Source organism: Kitasatospora sp. NPDC041917 (assembly GCF_055589745.1).
On sequence record NZ_JBVJBI010000001.1, the window covers coordinates 361551 to 376185 of the forward strand.

Annotated in this window: 14 protein-coding genes; 4 read left to right on the forward strand and 10 right to left on the reverse strand. The window is 73.2% G+C overall.

The window, feature by feature from the left end; translation table 11 throughout:
- Nucleotides 1–105 precede the first annotated feature (105 nt).
- The 7 genes from pheT to infC form a co-directional block, all read right to left on the reverse strand.
- On the reverse strand, nucleotides 106–2607 hold the full coding sequence (gene pheT / locus ACZ6EM_RS01655) for a phenylalanine--tRNA ligase subunit beta (RefSeq protein ID WP_359905927.1): 2502 nt from the start codon (nucleotides 2605–2607) through the stop codon (nucleotides 106–108).
- The gene (pheS, locus tag ACZ6EM_RS01660; protein ID WP_401043820.1) at nucleotides 2607–3728 is read right to left on the reverse strand and encodes a phenylalanine--tRNA ligase subunit alpha; all 1122 of its coding nucleotides are present in this window, start codon (nucleotides 3726–3728) and stop codon (nucleotides 2607–2609) included. The genes pheT and pheS overlap by 1 nt, the downstream gene beginning before the upstream one ends.
- A gap of 237 nt (nucleotides 3729–3965) precedes the next feature.
- Complete coding sequence (locus tag ACZ6EM_RS01665) at nucleotides 3966–5069, reverse strand: sensor histidine kinase (protein ID WP_359905924.1); 1104 nt, start codon at nucleotides 5067–5069, stop codon at nucleotides 3966–3968.
- 115 nt (nucleotides 5070–5184) lie between these two features.
- Nucleotides 5185–6051 (reverse strand): TrmH family RNA methyltransferase, encoded by an 867-nt coding sequence (locus tag ACZ6EM_RS01670; protein WP_359905921.1) that lies wholly within the window; start codon nucleotides 6049–6051, stop codon nucleotides 5185–5187.
- Nucleotides 6052–6148: 97 nt separating this feature from the next.
- Nucleotides 6149–6544: a 50S ribosomal protein L20 gene (rplT, locus tag ACZ6EM_RS01675; RefSeq protein ID WP_030055649.1), complete on the reverse strand. Its 396-nt coding sequence runs from the start codon at nucleotides 6542–6544 to the stop codon at nucleotides 6149–6151.
- A gap of 109 nt (nucleotides 6545–6653) precedes the next feature.
- Entirely contained in the window at nucleotides 6654–6848 is a 195-nt protein-coding gene (rpmI, locus tag ACZ6EM_RS01680) for a 50S ribosomal protein L35 (protein WP_030055648.1), read from the reverse strand.
- 142 nt (nucleotides 6849–6990) lie between these two features.
- A complete protein-coding gene (gene infC / locus ACZ6EM_RS01685; protein WP_401043852.1) occupies nucleotides 6991–7758 on the reverse strand; it encodes a translation initiation factor IF-3 in 768 nt (255 codons plus the stop codon).
- A gap of 515 nt (nucleotides 7759–8273) precedes the next feature.
- On the opposite strand from infC, the gene ACZ6EM_RS01690 reads away from it, so the two are divergent.
- Nucleotides 8274–8651 (forward strand): DUF1844 domain-containing protein, encoded by a 378-nt coding sequence (locus ACZ6EM_RS01690; protein WP_329928691.1) that lies wholly within the window; start codon nucleotides 8274–8276, stop codon nucleotides 8649–8651.
- A gap of 48 nt (nucleotides 8652–8699) precedes the next feature.
- Here ACZ6EM_RS01690 and ACZ6EM_RS01695 read toward each other — a convergent pair whose 3' ends face one another.
- Complete coding sequence (locus tag ACZ6EM_RS01695; protein WP_452177295.1) at nucleotides 8700–9473, reverse strand: SseB family protein; 774 nt, start codon at nucleotides 9471–9473, stop codon at nucleotides 8700–8702.
- Between the two features lie 102 nt (nucleotides 9474–9575).
- Between ACZ6EM_RS01695 and ACZ6EM_RS01700 the strand changes: the two genes are divergently transcribed.
- The 3 genes from ACZ6EM_RS01700 (at nucleotide 9576) to ACZ6EM_RS01710 (ending at nucleotide 12437) form a co-directional block, all read left to right on the forward strand.
- Nucleotides 9576–10799, forward strand: a complete 1224-nt coding sequence (locus ACZ6EM_RS01700; protein ID WP_465771358.1) for an amino acid deaminase/aldolase — start codon at nucleotides 9576–9578, stop codon at nucleotides 10797–10799.
- A gap of 62 nt (nucleotides 10800–10861) precedes the next feature.
- Complete coding sequence (locus ACZ6EM_RS01705; RefSeq protein ID WP_380552978.1) at nucleotides 10862–11278, forward strand: hypothetical protein; 417 nt, start codon at nucleotides 10862–10864, stop codon at nucleotides 11276–11278.
- 244 nt (nucleotides 11279–11522) lie between these two features.
- Nucleotides 11523–12437, forward strand: coding sequence for a lytic polysaccharide monooxygenase auxiliary activity family 9 protein (locus ACZ6EM_RS01710; RefSeq protein WP_465771360.1), 915 nt, complete (start codon nucleotides 11523–11525; stop codon nucleotides 12435–12437).
- 132 nt (nucleotides 12438–12569) lie between these two features.
- On the opposite strand, the gene ACZ6EM_RS01715 is transcribed toward ACZ6EM_RS01710, so the two are convergent.
- Both ACZ6EM_RS01715 and ACZ6EM_RS01720 read right to left on the reverse strand, forming a co-directional pair.
- The gene (locus ACZ6EM_RS01715; RefSeq protein ID WP_465771361.1) at nucleotides 12570–13697 is read right to left on the reverse strand and encodes a DUF2510 domain-containing protein; all 1128 of its coding nucleotides are present in this window, start codon (nucleotides 13695–13697) and stop codon (nucleotides 12570–12572) included.
- Nucleotides 13698–13828: 131 nt separating this feature from the next.
- Nucleotides 13829–14629, reverse strand: coding sequence for a 3-oxoacyl-ACP reductase (locus tag ACZ6EM_RS01720; RefSeq protein WP_380455629.1), 801 nt, complete (start codon nucleotides 14627–14629; stop codon nucleotides 13829–13831).
- Between the last annotated feature and the right edge of the window lie 6 nt (nucleotides 14630–14635).

Here is a 14635-nt window from a genome sequence, read left to right on the forward strand (position 1 = left end):
ACCGACGCACCGTCAACCCGGGGCAGTGTCAACCCGGGGAAGTGGAAAGGGCCCCGCCCCGGACTCGTGGTCCGGGGCGGGGCCCTCCTGGGTACTACGGCCGCGTCAGACGCCGCGCAGCACCGCGCCGGTGCGGGCGACAGCCTCGGCGACGGCCGCCTCGCGGGCGGCGGTCGCCTCGTCGGCGGTCAGGGTGCGGTCGGTCGCGCGGAAGCGCAGCGCGTACGCCAGCGACTTCTTGCCCTCGCCGACCTGCTCACCGGTGAACACGTCGAACAGCCGGATGGCCTCCAGCAGTTCGCCCGCGCCGGAGCGCAGCGCGGCCTCGACCTCGGCGGCCGGGACAGCGGTGTCGACGATCAGCGCGACGTCCTGGGTCGCCACCGGGAAACCGGAGACGGTCGGACCGCCGACCCGCTCGGCGCCGTCGGCGGTGAGCAGGTCGATGTCGATCTCCATCGCGGCGGTGCGGGCCGGCAGCCCGAGCGCCTTGACCACCCGCGGGTGCAGCTCACCGGCGTGGCCGACCACCCGGTCGGTGCCGGCCACCAGCAGCTCGGCGCAACGGCCCGGGTGCCACGGGGCCAGCTGGCCCTGCCGGACGGTCAGCTCGATGCCGGCCGCCCGGGCCACCGTGCGGGCCGCCTCGACGGCGTCCGCCCAGGAGGCCTGGGCGCCCTTGCCCCACCAGCCCGACGGCAGCCGCTCGCCCGCGAGGGCGACCGCGATCCGGCGCGGCTGGTCCGGCAGCGCGGCGTCCAGCGCGGCCAGCTCCTCGTCGCTGGGCCGGTGGTCGACCGCCGGACGCGGGGCCACGCTCAGCTCGTCCTTGGGCAGGAAGACGGTGCCGGTCTCGAAGATCGCCAGGTCGGTGTTGCCCCGGCCGACGTTGCGCCGCAGCGCGCCGAGCAGGCCCGGCAGCAGCGTGGTGCGCAGCGCCGGCTCCTCGTCGTTCAGCGGGTTGACCAGCTTCACCGTGCGGCGGCGCCGGTCGTCCGCCTCCAGGCCGAGCGCCTCGAAGGCGGTCTCGCCGAGGAACGGGTAGTTGTTGACCTCGACGTAGCCGGCCCCGGCCAGCGCGACGCCGATCCGGCGGTGCACCCGCTGGGCCTCGGTCAGGCCCTTGCCCGGGGGAACGTCGGGCATCCGGGCGGGGACGTTGTCGTAGCCCTCCAGCCGGATGACCTCCTCCGCGAGGTCGTACGGGTCGGTGAGGTCCGGGCGCCAGGTCGGCGGGGTGACCTCCAGGACGTCGGCGCCGGAGACCGAGCAGCCGATCTCCTGCAGGCGCCGGGTGACGGTCTCGCGGCCGTACCCGGTGCCGGCCACCCGGTCGGGCAGGTCGGCGGCGATGGTGATGGTGCGCACCGGGTGCGGGGCCGCGATGTCGGTGACCCCGGCCTCGGCGGTGCCGCCGGCGATCAGGACCAGCAGGTCGACGGCGCGCTGCGCGGCGGCGCGGGCGGCCTCCGGGTCGACGCCGCGCTCGAAGCGCTTGGACGCCTCGGAGGGCAGCTTGTGCCGCTTGGCACTGCGGGCGATGGCGACCGCGTCGAAGTGCGCCGCCTCGATGATCACCTCGGTGGTGCCCGGGCCCGCGGCCGGGTCGAGGATCTCGGTGGAGGCGCCGCCCATCACACCGGCCAGGCCGATCGGGCCGCTGTTGTCGCAGATCAGCAGGTCCTCGGCGGAGAGCTTGCGCTCGACCCCGTCGAGGGTGGTGAGGCTCTCGCCCTGCTCCGCCCGGCGGACCGTGATCGGGCCCGACACGCGCTGCTTGTCGTAGGCGTGCAGCGGCTGGCCGACCTCCAGCATCACGTAGTTGGTGATGTCGACGGTCAGCGAGATCGGGCGGATGCCCGACTTCTGGAGCCGGCGCTGCAGCCAGATCGGGGACTTGGCGTTCGGGTCGACGCCGACGACCGTACGGGCCACGAAGCGGTCGCAGCCGGCCTGGTCGTTGACCTTCACCAGGTAGCCGAAGGAGTTCGCCGGCGGCACGTCGAGCAGCGCCGGGTCGGCCAGCGGCAGCCCGTACGCGGCGGCGGCCTCACGGGCCACGCCGCGCATGGACAGGCAGTAGCCGCGGTCCGGGGTGACGGCGATGTCGAGCACCTCGTCGACGAGCTGGAGCAGCTCGATGGCGTCGGTGCCGGGCTCGAACTCCGGCGGGAGCACGATGATGCCGTCGTGGTCGTCGCCCATGCCCAGCTCGCGGGCGGAGCAGATCATGCCGGCCGAGGTGTGGCCGTAGGTCTTGCGGGCCGCGATCGGGAACGGGCCGGGCAGCACGGCGCCCGGGAGCACGACCACGACCTTGTCGCCGACGGCGAAGTTGGTCGCGCCGCAGACGATCTCCTGCGGCTCGCCGGTGCCGTTGGCGTCGCCGACGTTCACGAAGCAGTGCCGGATCGGCTTCTTGAAGCCGGACAGCTCCTCGATGGAGAGCACCTCGCCGACCACCAGCGGACCCTTGAGGTCCGTGCCGATCTGCTCGACGGTCTCGACCTCCAGGCCGGCCCGGACCAGGCGCTCCGCGACGTCACGGCCGGTCTCGCCGGCCGGCAGGTCGACGTACTCGCGCAGCCAGGAAAGCGGGACGCGCATCAGATCTCCATCCCGAACGGGAGGGTGAAGCGGACGTCACCCTCGACCATGTCGCGCATGTCGGCGACGTTGTGACGATTCATCAGGATCCGCTCCAGGCCCAGGCCGAAGGCGAAGCCGCTGTAGCGGTTGGGGTCGACGCCGCAGGCGACCAGCACCCGCGGGTTGACCACGCCGCAGCCGCCGAGCTCGATCCAGCCCTCGGAGGAACAGGTCCGGCACGGCCGGTCCGGGTTGCCGACGCTCGCACCGCGGCACACGAAGCACTGGAGGTCGATCTCCGCGCTCGGCTCGGTGAACGGGAAGTAGGACGGGCGCCAGCGCAGCTCCAGGCCGCCACCGATCAGCTTCTCGACCAGCACCTCGATGGTGCCCTTGAGGTCGGCGAAGGTGATGCCCTCGTCCACCGCGAGGCCCTCGACCTGCCGGAAGACCGGGGTGTGGGTGGCGTCCAGCTCGTCGGTCCGGTAGACCCGGCCCGGGCAGACCACGTAGACGGGGGGCTCGCGGTCGAGCATGGTGCGGGCCTGGACCGGGGAGGTCTGGGTGCGCAGCACCACGCCGGAGTCGGCGGAACCGTCCGGGGCCTGGACGAAGAAGGTGTCCTGCATCGAGCGGGCCGGGTGGTCCGGGCCCAGGTTGAGGGCGTCGAAGTTGAGCCACTCGGCCTCGACCTCGGGGCCCTCCGCGACCTGGTAGCCCATCGCGACGAAGGTGTCCTCGATGAGCTCGGCCATCGTGGTCAGCGGGTGCCGGGCGCCGCGCGGGGCGCGGTCGTACGGCAGCGTGACGTCCACCGCCTCCTCGACCAGCACGCGGGCGTCGCGCTCCGCCTCCAGCTCGGCCTGCCGCTTGGCGAGGGCCTGGTTGACCGCCCCGCGGGCCTGGCCGATCAGCTTTCCGGCCGCCGCCTTCGCGTGCGGGGGCAGAGCGCCGATCTCGCGATTGGCGAGCGAGAGCGCGGAGCGGTCGCCGGTGTGGGCGACCTTGGCCTGCTTCAGTTCGTCCAGGGAGCCGGCGGCGGCGAACGCGGCGATCGCCTCGTCCCGCGCCTGCTCCACCACCTCGGGCTTGAGGGCCTCGACCTCGACCGGGTCGTACGACTTGTTGGGTGCCGACATCTCTATCTTTCCCGTGCTCCTGCTCGTCCGTGCTCAAGGTCTTTGGGCCAACGCCAAAGGTCGAGTGTAGTCGCAGCGGGTATCACCGCTGCCGCGAAGCCCGTCCGGGGAGACGACGCCCGACCTGCTCGGGAACTCCGAGCACGCGGTGCGCTTGCCGTGCATGCTCCTTCAGAGCATGCCGTGCTTGTCGTTCATGCTCCTTCAGAGCATGCCGTGCTTGTCGTTCATGCTCCTTCAGAGCATGAAGTCGGGCACCCCGGCGGGCAGGATAAATCGGAACCGGGCGCCGCCGCCGGGCGCGCGGTCGACGCGGATCGAGCCGCCGTGGGCCTCCACGATGCCCTTGACGATGTAGAGGCCCAGGCCCGTGCCGCCGCGCTTGGAGCCGCGCCAGAAGCGGGTGAAGACGCGGGGCATCGACTCCTCGGGGATGCCGCTGCCTTCGTCGCTCACGGTGACCGCGGTGCCTTCCACGATGCGGGGCGGGGTGCCGCTGCGCTCCCAGACGGGCGCCTCGACGACCTCCTTGGCCGGTGCCACCTCGATGGTGACAGTTCCCTCGCCGTGCCGCACCGCGTTTTCCAGCAGGTTGGCCAGCACCTGGTCGACCTTGTCCGGGTCGGCCCACAGGACGGTCAGCGGTTCGCCGATCCGGATGTCGAAGCGGTCCTCGGGGATGCCGGTGGCGACCTTGCGCTCGACGTGCCGGCGCACCGCCGCGGCCAGGTCGACCACCTGCTTGCGCAGCTCCAGCCGGCCGGAGTCGATCCGGGAGATGTCCAGCAGCTCGGCGATCAGCCGGGTGACCCGGTCGGCGTCCGCGTCCACGGTCTCCAGCATCAGCCGCTTCTGCCCGTCGGTGAACCGCTCCCACTTGGCCAGCAGCGTCGCCGTGAAGCCCTTGACGCTGGTCAGCGGGGAGCGCAGCTCGTGCGCCACGGTGGCGATCAGCTCGGCGTGGCTGCGCTCGGTGCGGCGCCGGGCCTCGGTGCCGCGCAGGGCGATCACCAGGCGCTCCAGCGGCCCGCCCGGCGCGCTGCGCACGTACCGGGCGGAGACCAGCACCTCGCGCCCCCCGGGCAGCAGCAGGTTGCGCTCCGGCTGGCGGGTGCGGGTGGCCAGGCCGCCGTACGGGTCGGTCAGCGGCCACCAGCGGCGGCCGTCCAGGTCCTCCAGCGGGAGGACGTCCTCCAGCCCGCTGCCGAGCGCGGCCTGCGGGAGCACGCCGGTGAGCCGGGCCGCGGCCCGGTTGAAGCAGACCACCCGGCCCAGCGCGTCGGCGACCACCAGGCCGTCCGGCAGGTCGTCCGGGTCGAGCTCGGGTCCGCTGCCGACCATGGGTTGCCTCCCCGATTACCCACCGTGCCGTTCCCCCCACCGAGGCAGACCCTAGCGCCTCCCAGGCCCGCGCAGTAGGGCTTGCCGCGTGGATCCTGACGCGCCCCCGGGTGCGTCAGGCGTTCGAGCGGCAGCCGCCGGGCGAGCGCTGGGCGCGGGCGGAGGCGTACAGGCAGACCGCCGCCGCGGTGGCCAGGTTGAGGCTCTCGGCGTGGCCGTGGATCGGGACGCGCACGACCTCGTCGGTGAGCGCGCGGGTCTCCTCCGGAAGCCCCCAGGCCTCGTTGCCGAACACCCATGCGCCGGGCGCCCCCAGGGTGCCCTCGTCGAGCTCCTGGTCCAGGTCGCGCTCCCCCGCGCCGTCCGCGGCGAGCACCCGGACGCCGGCCTCGCGCAGCCTGCCGACGGCCTCCTCGACCGGTACCCCGACCGCCACCGGCAGGTGGAACAGGCTGCCCACGGAGGCCCGGACGGCCTTCGGGTTGTAGAGGTCCACCGAGGCGTCGGTGAGCACCACGGCGTCCGCACCGGCCGCGTCGGCGGTGCGCAGCACCGTGCCGGCGTTCCCGGGGTCGCGCACGTGGGCGAGGATCGCGACCAGCTTCGGACGGGCCTTGAGCACCTCGGCGAACGGGGTGTCGATGAAGCGGCAGAGCGCCACGATGCCCTGCGGCGTCACCGTGTCGCAGATCTCGGCGATCACCTCGTCGGTGGCGGTCAGCACCGGCAGTCCCTCGACCAGGGCGGCCTCGACGATGCCGGCGTGCCGCTCGGCGGCCTCCGGGGTCGCGTAGACCTCGACCACGGCGTGCTCGCCGCTGCCCGGCAGCCTGCCGAAGGCGATGGCCTCCCGGACGGCCTGCGGGCCCTCGGCCAGGAAGCGGCGCTCCTTGGTGCGCTGGTTGCGCTTGGCCAGCCGGCGGGCGGCCACGACGCGCGGCGAGCGCAGGGAGGTCAGCAGGGGGGTGTCGGTGCTCGGCATGGTCTCGTTCTCCGGAGGCGCTGAAGGAGGGGGAAAGCAGGACCGGACCCGCAGGCGAGCCTGCGGGTCCGGTCAGAGCTCAACCGATCTCGGAAGATCAGGCGGCGTCGGCGGCGGCCTTCGGGGCGTTCACGTCGGCCGGCAGCGCCTTCTGGGCGACCTCGACCAGGGAGGCGAACGCACCCGGGTCGTTGACGGCCAGGTCGGCCAGCATCTTGCGGTCGATCTCGACGCTGGCGGCCTTCAGGCCCTGCACGAAGCGGTTGTAGGTGATGCCGTTGGCACGGGCCGCAGCGTTGATGCGCTGGATCCACAGCTGACGGAAGTCGCCCTTGCGCTTCTTGCGGTCGTTGAAGTTGTAGACCAGCGAGTGGGTGACCTGCTCCTTGGCCTTGCGGTACAGGCGCGAACGCTGGCCACGGTAGCCGCTGGCGCGCTCCAGGATGACCCGGCGCTTCTTGTGGGCGTTGACTGCCCGCTTGACGCGTGCCACTTGATTACTCCTTGGGTTGGACCACGGACTACTTCACGTGGTCCGTCATTCGAATGGGTCGGGAAGGATCAGCTGCCCCGCTCGCGGCTCGCGCCGGGCGGGAGGGCGATCACTTGCCGAGAAGCTTCTTGATCTTCTTGGCGTCAGCGGGGGCCAGCTCGACGGTCCCGGCCAGCTTGCGGGTCAGCGTCGAGGGCTTGTGCTCCAGGAGGTGGCGGCGGCCGGCGCGCTCGCGCAGCACCTTGCCAGAGCCACTGATCTTGAAGCGCTTGCTGGCGCCACTGTGCGTCTTCTGCTTCGGCATTTCGCCGTATCTCCTCGTCAGTCCCGTCCGCGCCCGCGCGACGTGCGCCGCGCGGGCGTGAACTGGATGGATCTGCGGTGACCGGGCGGGCCGCCCCGTCACCCTGGGGGCCGGTCTCCCGGGCCTCCTGGCCGGTGAGGGCTCAGGCGCCCTGGGAGGCGGCCGGCTGCTCGACCGGAGCGTCGGCCTCGACGGCCGGCGCCTCGGCCGGGGCGTCCTGCGCCTCGGTCGCGACGTCCTCGTCCTCGGTCACGACGTCCTCGACCTCGACGTCCTCGACCTCGGTCACAACGTCCTCGTCCTCGGTGTCCGCAGCGGCGTCGGAGCCGGCGGTGCGGCCCTGACGCTCGGCCTTGCGGGCGTCCGCGAGGGCGCGGGCCTCGGCCATCGCCTCGGTCTTCTTCTTGTGCGGGCCAAGGACCATGATCATGTTACGGCCGTCCTGCTTGGGCGAGGACTCCACGAAGCCCAGGTCCTGGACGTCGTCGGCAAGCCGCTGAAGCAGACGGAAGCCCAGCTCGGGGCGGGACTGCTCACGACCGCGGAACATGATCGTGATCTTGACCTTGTCGCCCTGCTTGAGGAACCGGACGACGTGACCCTTCTTGGTGTCATAGTCGTGCGGGTCGATCTTCGGCCGGAGCTTCATCTCCTTGATGACCGTGTGCGCCTGGTTCTTGCGCGCCTCACGGGCCTTCATGGCCGACTCGTACTTGAACTTGCCGTAGTCCATGAGCTTGCACACCGGCGGCCGGGCGGTCGCCGCGACCTCGACCAGGTCGAGGTCGTACTCCTGCGCGAGCTCCAGCGCCTTGGCAAGCGGCACGATGCCGACCTGCTCGCCGCTGGGACCGACGAGTCGCACCTCGGGGACGCGAATCCGGTCGTTGATGCGGGGCTCGGTGCTGATGGGGCCTCCTCGGTTGCACCTTCTGCGATGCGGCCGTCGGACGGCGGTCGCACGTAGTGGACTCGACCACTGGGCGGGGCTTCATTCGTGCTGCGCTGTCCGGTACGTACACCGCCACACGAAAAAAGCCCCGCTCGGTACAAGCGGGGCTCCACACAACCGGGGGCGACGCCCGGTGAGGGGCGCTGCGGCGACTCGGCGCCAGGGGCGCCCGTCGCGGACCGGGACCCGTCGACCCTGAGGCCGACCAGGTGGGAGACTTTCGCGGTTGCCCTCTCGGGCCTCCTCAGTGGAGCCTCCACTTGCTGGCCGAGTGCCCATACGGGATCCCGGCCGGTCAGTCTCGAAGCTTACAGCGTCGGGGGGGCGAACGCCATTCCGCCCCTTCGCGCGGCCGCCTCCCGGCGCGGGGAACGGCCGCCTCCCGGCGCGGATACGGCCTCGTCCTGGTACCGAAGGGGCCCTTGTACGCTCCATGGGTACGGACAGACCGAACACGATGGAACGAGCCCACCTTGAGCAGCGAGCCCACCCAGAACCCCGGCGCGGACGACGACGCGATCGGCTTCGACGACCTCACCCGCGACATCGCCGAGGTCCCGGCCGTCGAGGTGATCACCACCGTCGCGGTGCACCTGATGAGCGCCGCCGCCGTCAAGTGCGGTCTCGCCGAGGGCGGCGACAAGGACAAGGACCTGGACGAGGCCCGCAAGCTGATCACCGCACTGGCCGGGCTGGTCACCGCCGGCGCCCCGGAGATCAGCAACTTCCACGCCGCGCCGCTGCGCGACGGGCTGCGCTCGCTCCAGCTCGCCTTCCGCGAGGCCTCGATCGTCCCGGACGCCCCGGGCGCGGGCCCGGGCGAGAAGTTCACCGGGCCGGTCTACTCCTGAGACCGCTCGCGGGAGGTCCGGCACGCGCGTGCCGGACCTCCCGCTCCGTCAACGCCTGTAGAGCGGCTCCCCCGGCAGCTCCGCACTCGCCGGCAGCACCGCGAGGTCCAGCCCCCGGTCCAGCCGCACCCGCAGCAGCGGGTCCGCGGCCACCGCCCGCCCGACCCGCTGCGCGGCCGCCTGCAGCCCCGCCTGGTCCAGCGCCGGGTCGAACACCACCGCGAGCACCCCGTCGGAGCCCTCCGAGCCCGCCAGCAGCCCGGTAACCACCTGCGGCTCCGCCGCCAGCAGCCCGCGGACCGCCTCGCGCACCTCCGGGTCCAGGGCCGGCGGCAGGAACGGCCGGTTCTCCGCCAGCGCCCGCAGCCGGGCGCCGCTCAGCCGGAACGGCACCGGCCCGGCCGGGTCGATCAGCAGCGTGTCGGCCCGCTCCGAGAAGGCGACCATCGCGGCCTGCGGGGCCGCCGTCGGCGCCGGACGGGCGTCGGCGCGCCAGCGGGCCAGCGCCTCCAGCGACGTGAAGGCCGGCAGCGCGCGGCGCCCGTCCGGGGCCTCCAGCACCGGGACGGCCATGTCGCTGGTCTTCTCGTGCCGGTGCCCGTGCGCGTCCACCTCGACCTCGCCGAGGATCGCGACGATCGGGACCATCAGCCGGGTGGGGGTCAGCGCCGCCAGCACCTCCGACTCGGCCGCGCCGTCCTGCGACCAGCGCGCGAGGGCCTCGGTGAGCGCCGGGTCGGCGGTGCCGTCGTCGTCGGAGAAGCCGGGGTTCGGGATGCTCTTGCCGACGAACGCCGGGTTGGAGAAGTCTTTGCGGTCCACCCGCCCGACCCTATGCCACCGCGCGCGAGCGGCCCCATTTCCCTGCACGTTCCCCGTACGCGGGGCCTACCCACCGGTAGCGCGGTGTGGCACCCTGCGCCCATGGTGATCCTCGACGCACCCGCGACCGCTCCCGCCCCGGTCTCCGACCGCCTCCGGTACGACCGCGCCACCGCCCACCTGGACGGGCCGGTGGCCGTCGTGGACCTCGCCGCGTTCGACGCGAACGCCGCCGACCTGGTCCGCCGGGCGGGCGGCAAACCGATCCGGCTGGCCAGCAAGTCGATCCGCTGCCGGGCGCTGCTGGAGCGGGCGCTGGCCGTGGACGGCTTCCTCGGGGTGATGAGCTTCACCCTGGACGAGTCGCTCTGGCTGGCCCGCACCGGCGTCCGCGACATCCTGCTCGCCTACCCCTCCGCCGACCGGGCCGGCTTCGCCGATCTCACCGCCGACCCCGGGGCCGCCCGCGAGATCACCGTGGTGCTGGACGACCCGGCCCAGCTGGACCTGATCGACCGGGCCCGCGGCGGCGACGCCGAGGTGCGGGTCTGCCTGGAGCTGGACACCTCTCTGCACCTGCTCGGCGGCCGGGTCCGGGTGGGCGCCCGGCGCTCCCCGCTGCGCACCCCCGAGGACCTCGGCGCCTTCGCCGAGCTCGTCCAGCGCCGCCGGGGCTTCCGGGTGGTCGGCCTGATGGCGTACGAGGGGCACGTCGCCGGGGTGGGCGACCGGGTGCCCGGCCGGCCGGTGCGCTCCGGGCTGATCCGGCTGATGCAGGCCAAGGCCCGGGCCGAGCTGGCCGAGCGGCGCGCGGCGACGGTCCGGCGACTGCGACAGGTGGCCGACCTGGAGTTCGTCAACGGCGGCGGCACCGGCAGCGTGGAGTCCACCGTGGCCGAACGCGCCGTCACCGAGGTCGCGGCCGGCTCCGGGCTGTACCAGCCGCAGCTGTTCGACAACTACCGCACGTTCCGGGGCCGCCCGGCCGCGCTCTTCGGCCAGCCGGTGGTACGCCGCCCCGGCCTCGGCGTGGTGACCGTCCTCGGCGGCGGCTACCCGGCCTCCGGCGCGGCCGGCCCGGACCGCTCGCCGGTGCCGTACCTGCCGGCCGGGCTGCGCTACGACCCGATGGAGGGCGCCGGGGAGGTGCAGACCCCGCTGCTCGGCTCCGCGGCGGACGACCTGCTGATCGGCGACCGGGTCTGGTTCCGGCACGCCAAGGCGGGTGAGCTGTGCGAACGCTTCGCCGAGCTGCACCTGATCGAGGACGACCGGATCGTACGGACCGTGCCGACGTACCGGGGCGAGGGCAGGACGTTCCTCTGACGCTTCGTCCGGCTCTGCCCTACCGTGGTACCGACACTGAAGCTGGAACCGGGAGGGGCCGCATGGATGCCGAGCTCGTGCAGGAGATGGTGAGGTCCGGAGCGGCCTCCGTGGCCGGCCTGATGGCCACGGCCGCCTGGAATCAGGCCGGTTCACGGATCGCCCGGCTGTTCGGGCGCGGCGAGCGGGACGAGGAGGCGAGCGCCGAGCTGGAGGTGATTCGCGCCGAGGTGCTGGAGGCCGACGGCGACCAGGAGGTCCTGGCCGACCAGGCCGCGGCCCTGCGCAACCGGCTGCGCACACTGTTCCGGACGGAGCCGCAGGCGGCCGAGGAACTCTTCGAGATCCTCGCGGAGTTCGCCCCCGGGCGGTTCAACAAGGTGGGCGGGACGTACATCATCAACACCATCGACGGGAACTCGACCGTCAACAGCGACCTCGTGATCCAGGCCGGCATCATCCACGACATGCGGCGCTGACCTTTCCGGAGCCTTAACGGGGCCCGATGGAACGGCTAACCGCGGCCGTCCGTCGGGCCTTTGCGCTGCTCGGGGGCCTACAGTCCGTCAACAAGCACAGTACGCGCGGCTATTGCCATCTGGTCCAGACCAATCCTACGCTCTGGCCGGGGGCCGTGCGCCGGGCCGGCGGCCCCCGAACGGGCAGGCGTGCCCGCTCCTCCCCCACACGTGCCCGGAACGACGGTCAAGGAGTCCCCACCCCATGTCCATCAAGCGCAATGCCCTGTCCGTCGGCGTGATCGGCGCCGCGCTCCTCGCGGTGGCCGGTGCCACCGCCGGCACCGCCAGCGCCCACGGCACGATGACCAATCCCGTCAGCCGGGTCGCCGCCTGCTACGCCGAGGGCCCCGAGCACCCGGTGTCCCAGGTCTGCAAGGACCTCGTCGCCGCGAGCGGCACCCAGCCGCTGTACGACTGGAACGAGGTCAACATCGCCAACGCCAACGGCAACCACCAGGCGCTGATCCCGGACGGCAAGCTCTGCTCGGCCAACCGCGACAAGTACGCGGCGCTGGACTGGCCGCGCACCGACTGGCCGGCCACCGCGGTGAAGGCCGGGACCTTCACCTTCCAGTTCCGCACCACCGCGCCGCACGTCGGCACCCAGACCGTCTACATCACCAAGGCGGGCTACGACCCGACCAAGCCGCTGAAGTGGTCGGACCTCGACCAGACCCCGGTGGCCAAGGTGCAGGTCGACCGCAACGCGGTCAACGGGTCCTACACCTACTCCGGTACCCTGCCGCAGCGCACCGGCCGCCAGGTCCTCTACACGGTGTGGCAGCGCAGCGACAGCCCGGAGGCCTTCTACTCCTGCTCCGACGTCGACTTCGGCGCCTCCACCACGGCCGTGTCGGCGCTCGCCGCCCAGGCCCCGGCCGCTCCCAGCGACGCCCAGATCGCGGCCGACGCGTCCAAGTCCACGGTCGCCCACCACGGCCACGGCGGGGACCCGGACTCCCCGGCCGGCCAGGTGATCCCGACCGCCTCCGCGGCCGTGGGCGGCACCTCGGCCACCGGTCCGCTGCTGCTCGCGGGCGCTGCCGCGATCGGTGTCGGCTGGGCCGGCATGGTGCTCCGGCGCCGTCGCGTCGAGGCTGTTCGACGCGACTCCTGACGCCGGGCACGGGAGCCGGGCCGGCGCACCCCCGTCCGGCCCGGCTCCCGTGGCACCACCCGTACGACGACGAACGGCGGCCCACCCGGAGGGTTCCCTCCCGGGTGGGCCGCCGTGTGAGGAGCGCGGTGCTCAGGTGGTGGTGCCCCCGACGCCGCCGTCCGCACCGGACCCGCCGGAGCCGGAGCCCGTCCCGGGCAGCCCGGGGATGCTCGGGATCTTGCCCTTGTAGGCGGAGATGCCCTGGATGACGGTGTCCATCACCGCGACGTCGGGCGACTTGTCGGCGATGTCGAAGCCGAAGTGCACCGAGACCAGCGTCTTCCCGTCGGCGGACGGGAAGACCACGGTCTGCACGTAGCCGTTGTTGCCCTTGGGCGCGTCCACCTTCCAGCGGACCAGGTAGCCGTCCTGGCCGTTGACCTTCACGGCCTCGGACTTGAGCTCCTGGTGCCCGGTGACGTCGCCGTACGCGGCCTTGGCGGCCGTCGCGATGTCGGCCTTGGCCGCCGCCTGGGCGTCGGTTCCGCCGCCGTCGATCCGGCCGGTGTTCACGCCGCCGAGGGAGCAGCTGCCCTTGCCGTCCGCGCAGGTGTACGAGCCGACGCTGAGCGAGGCGTACCCGTCCGGGGTGGTGCCGGCCTCCCAGCCGTCCGGGACCGGCAGGGTGAGCCGGTTGACCACGTCGATCGCCTTGTCGGCGTTCGGGCTGGTCCGGCCGCCGCCGTTGCCGCCCCCGTTCCCGCCCTTGCCGCCGTTTCCGCCCTTGCCGTTCCCGCTCCCGCCGTTGCCGCCGTTGCCGGGGTCCCCGAAGTCCGGGGCGCCGCCCCACGGGCCGTAGCCGCCCTGCGGGACCGGGCGGGCGCTGCGCGGGGCGCGGTCCCCGTGGCCGTCCGTCGCGAGGTAGGTGACCCCGGCGCCGACACCCAGGCCGAGCAGGGCGGCCACGGTGGTCGCCAGCACCAGCTTGGAGGGCTTGCGCCGGGCCTTGCGCGGCGGCCCGCCGGGCGTGCCGTAGGCGGCGCCGAAGGGCGGCGGCTCCGGGTAGCGGACGGTCGGGCCGCTCTCCAGCACCTCGCCCTCCAGCACCGTGGGCTGCTCGGCCGCTCCCGGCGCAGGGGCGTCCGAGGCGGGGGCGTCCGAGGGTGCGGGCCGGGTGTCGGCCGTCCAGCCCTTGCCGTCCCACCACCGCTGCGGCCTCGGGTGGCTCGTGGTGTCCTTGGGATCCGGGTACCACCCGGCGGGAATCTGCTCGCTCACAGAAGAGAATCTAAAGGCAGCCGGATAAACGCGAAATCAGCGCAGCCGGGAATTCCCGCCGTTTTCGATGAGATTCCGGTGAGAACCCCGTCCGGCGCGGCCGGCGCGGCCGGGATTCCCACCGGCGGCGGCTACAGCGGGGTGACGTACGCGCCGGAGATGCCGCCGTCCACCAGGAACTCGCTCGCCGTGATGAAGGAGGAGTCGTCGCTGGCCAGGAAGGCCACCGCGGCGGCGATCTCCTCGGCCCGGGCGAACCGGCCGAGCGGGATGTGCACCAGCCGGCGGGCGGCCCGCTCCGGGTCCGCGGCGAACAGCTCGCGCAGCAGCGGGGTGTCCACCGGTCCGGGCGAGAGCGCGTTGACCCGGATGCCCTCCCGGGCGAACTGCACGCCCAGCTCGCGGGACATCGCCAGCACCCCGCCCTTGGAGGCGGTGTAGGAGATCTGCGAGGTGGCCGCGCCCATCCGGGCCACGAAGCTGGCGGTGTTGATGATCGAGCCGCGCCCGTGCCGGCGCATGTACGGCAGCGCGGCCTTGCAGCACAGGTAGACCGAGGTCAGGTTGACCTCCTGGACCCTGCGCCAGGCGTCCAGGCCGGTGGTCAGGATCGAGTCGTCCTCGGGCGGCGAGATGCCCGCGTTGTTGAACGCGACGTCCACGCTGCCGCAGGTCTCGTACGCCTCGTCGAACAGCGCCTCCACCATGTACGGGTCGGTGACGTCGGTGTGCACGAACAGCCCGCCGACCTCCTTGGCGGCGGCCCGCCCGGTCTCCTCGTCGAGGTCGGCGCAGACCACCTTCGCCCCCTCCGAGGCGAGCCGGCGGGCGGCGGCCAGGCCGATCCCGCTGCCCGCGCCGGTGACCACGGCGGTGCGGCCGACCAGCCGGCGGCAGACGACCTCGTCCCGCGCGGCGTGCTTCTCGCTCATCGGGCT

Excerpts from the sequence above, each read along its gene's own strand:
- ACZ6EM_RS01710 (WP_465771360.1), top strand. The coding sequence starts at position 11,523 with ATGTCCATCAAGCGCAATGCCCTGTCCGTCGGCGTGATCGGCGCCGCG.
- ACZ6EM_RS01705 (WP_380552978.1), top strand. The coding sequence starts at position 10,862 with ATGGATGCCGAGCTCGTGCAGGAGATGGTGAGGTCCGGAGCGGCCTCC.
- pheS (WP_401043820.1), bottom strand. The coding sequence starts at position 3,728 with ATGTCGGCACCCAACAAGTCGTACGACCCGGTCGAGGTCGAGGCCCTC.
- ACZ6EM_RS01670 (WP_359905921.1), bottom strand. The coding sequence starts at position 6,051 with ATGCCGAGCACCGACACCCCCCTGCTGACCTCCCTGCGCTCGCCGCGC.
- rpmI (WP_030055648.1), bottom strand. The coding sequence starts at position 6,848 with ATGCCGAAGCAGAAGACGCACAGTGGCGCCAGCAAGCGCTTCAAGATC.
- ACZ6EM_RS01720 (WP_380455629.1), bottom strand. The coding sequence starts at position 14,629 with ATGAGCGAGAAGCACGCCGCGCGGGACGAGGTCGTCTGCCGCCGGCTG.
- ACZ6EM_RS01665 (WP_359905924.1), bottom strand. The coding sequence starts at position 5,069 with ATGGTCGGCAGCGGACCCGAGCTCGACCCGGACGACCTGCCGGACGGC.
- pheT (WP_359905927.1), bottom strand. The coding sequence starts at position 2,607 with ATGCGCGTCCCGCTTTCCTGGCTGCGCGAGTACGTCGACCTGCCGGCC.
- ACZ6EM_RS01700 (WP_465771358.1), top strand. The coding sequence starts at position 9,576 with ATGGTGATCCTCGACGCACCCGCGACCGCTCCCGCCCCGGTCTCCGAC.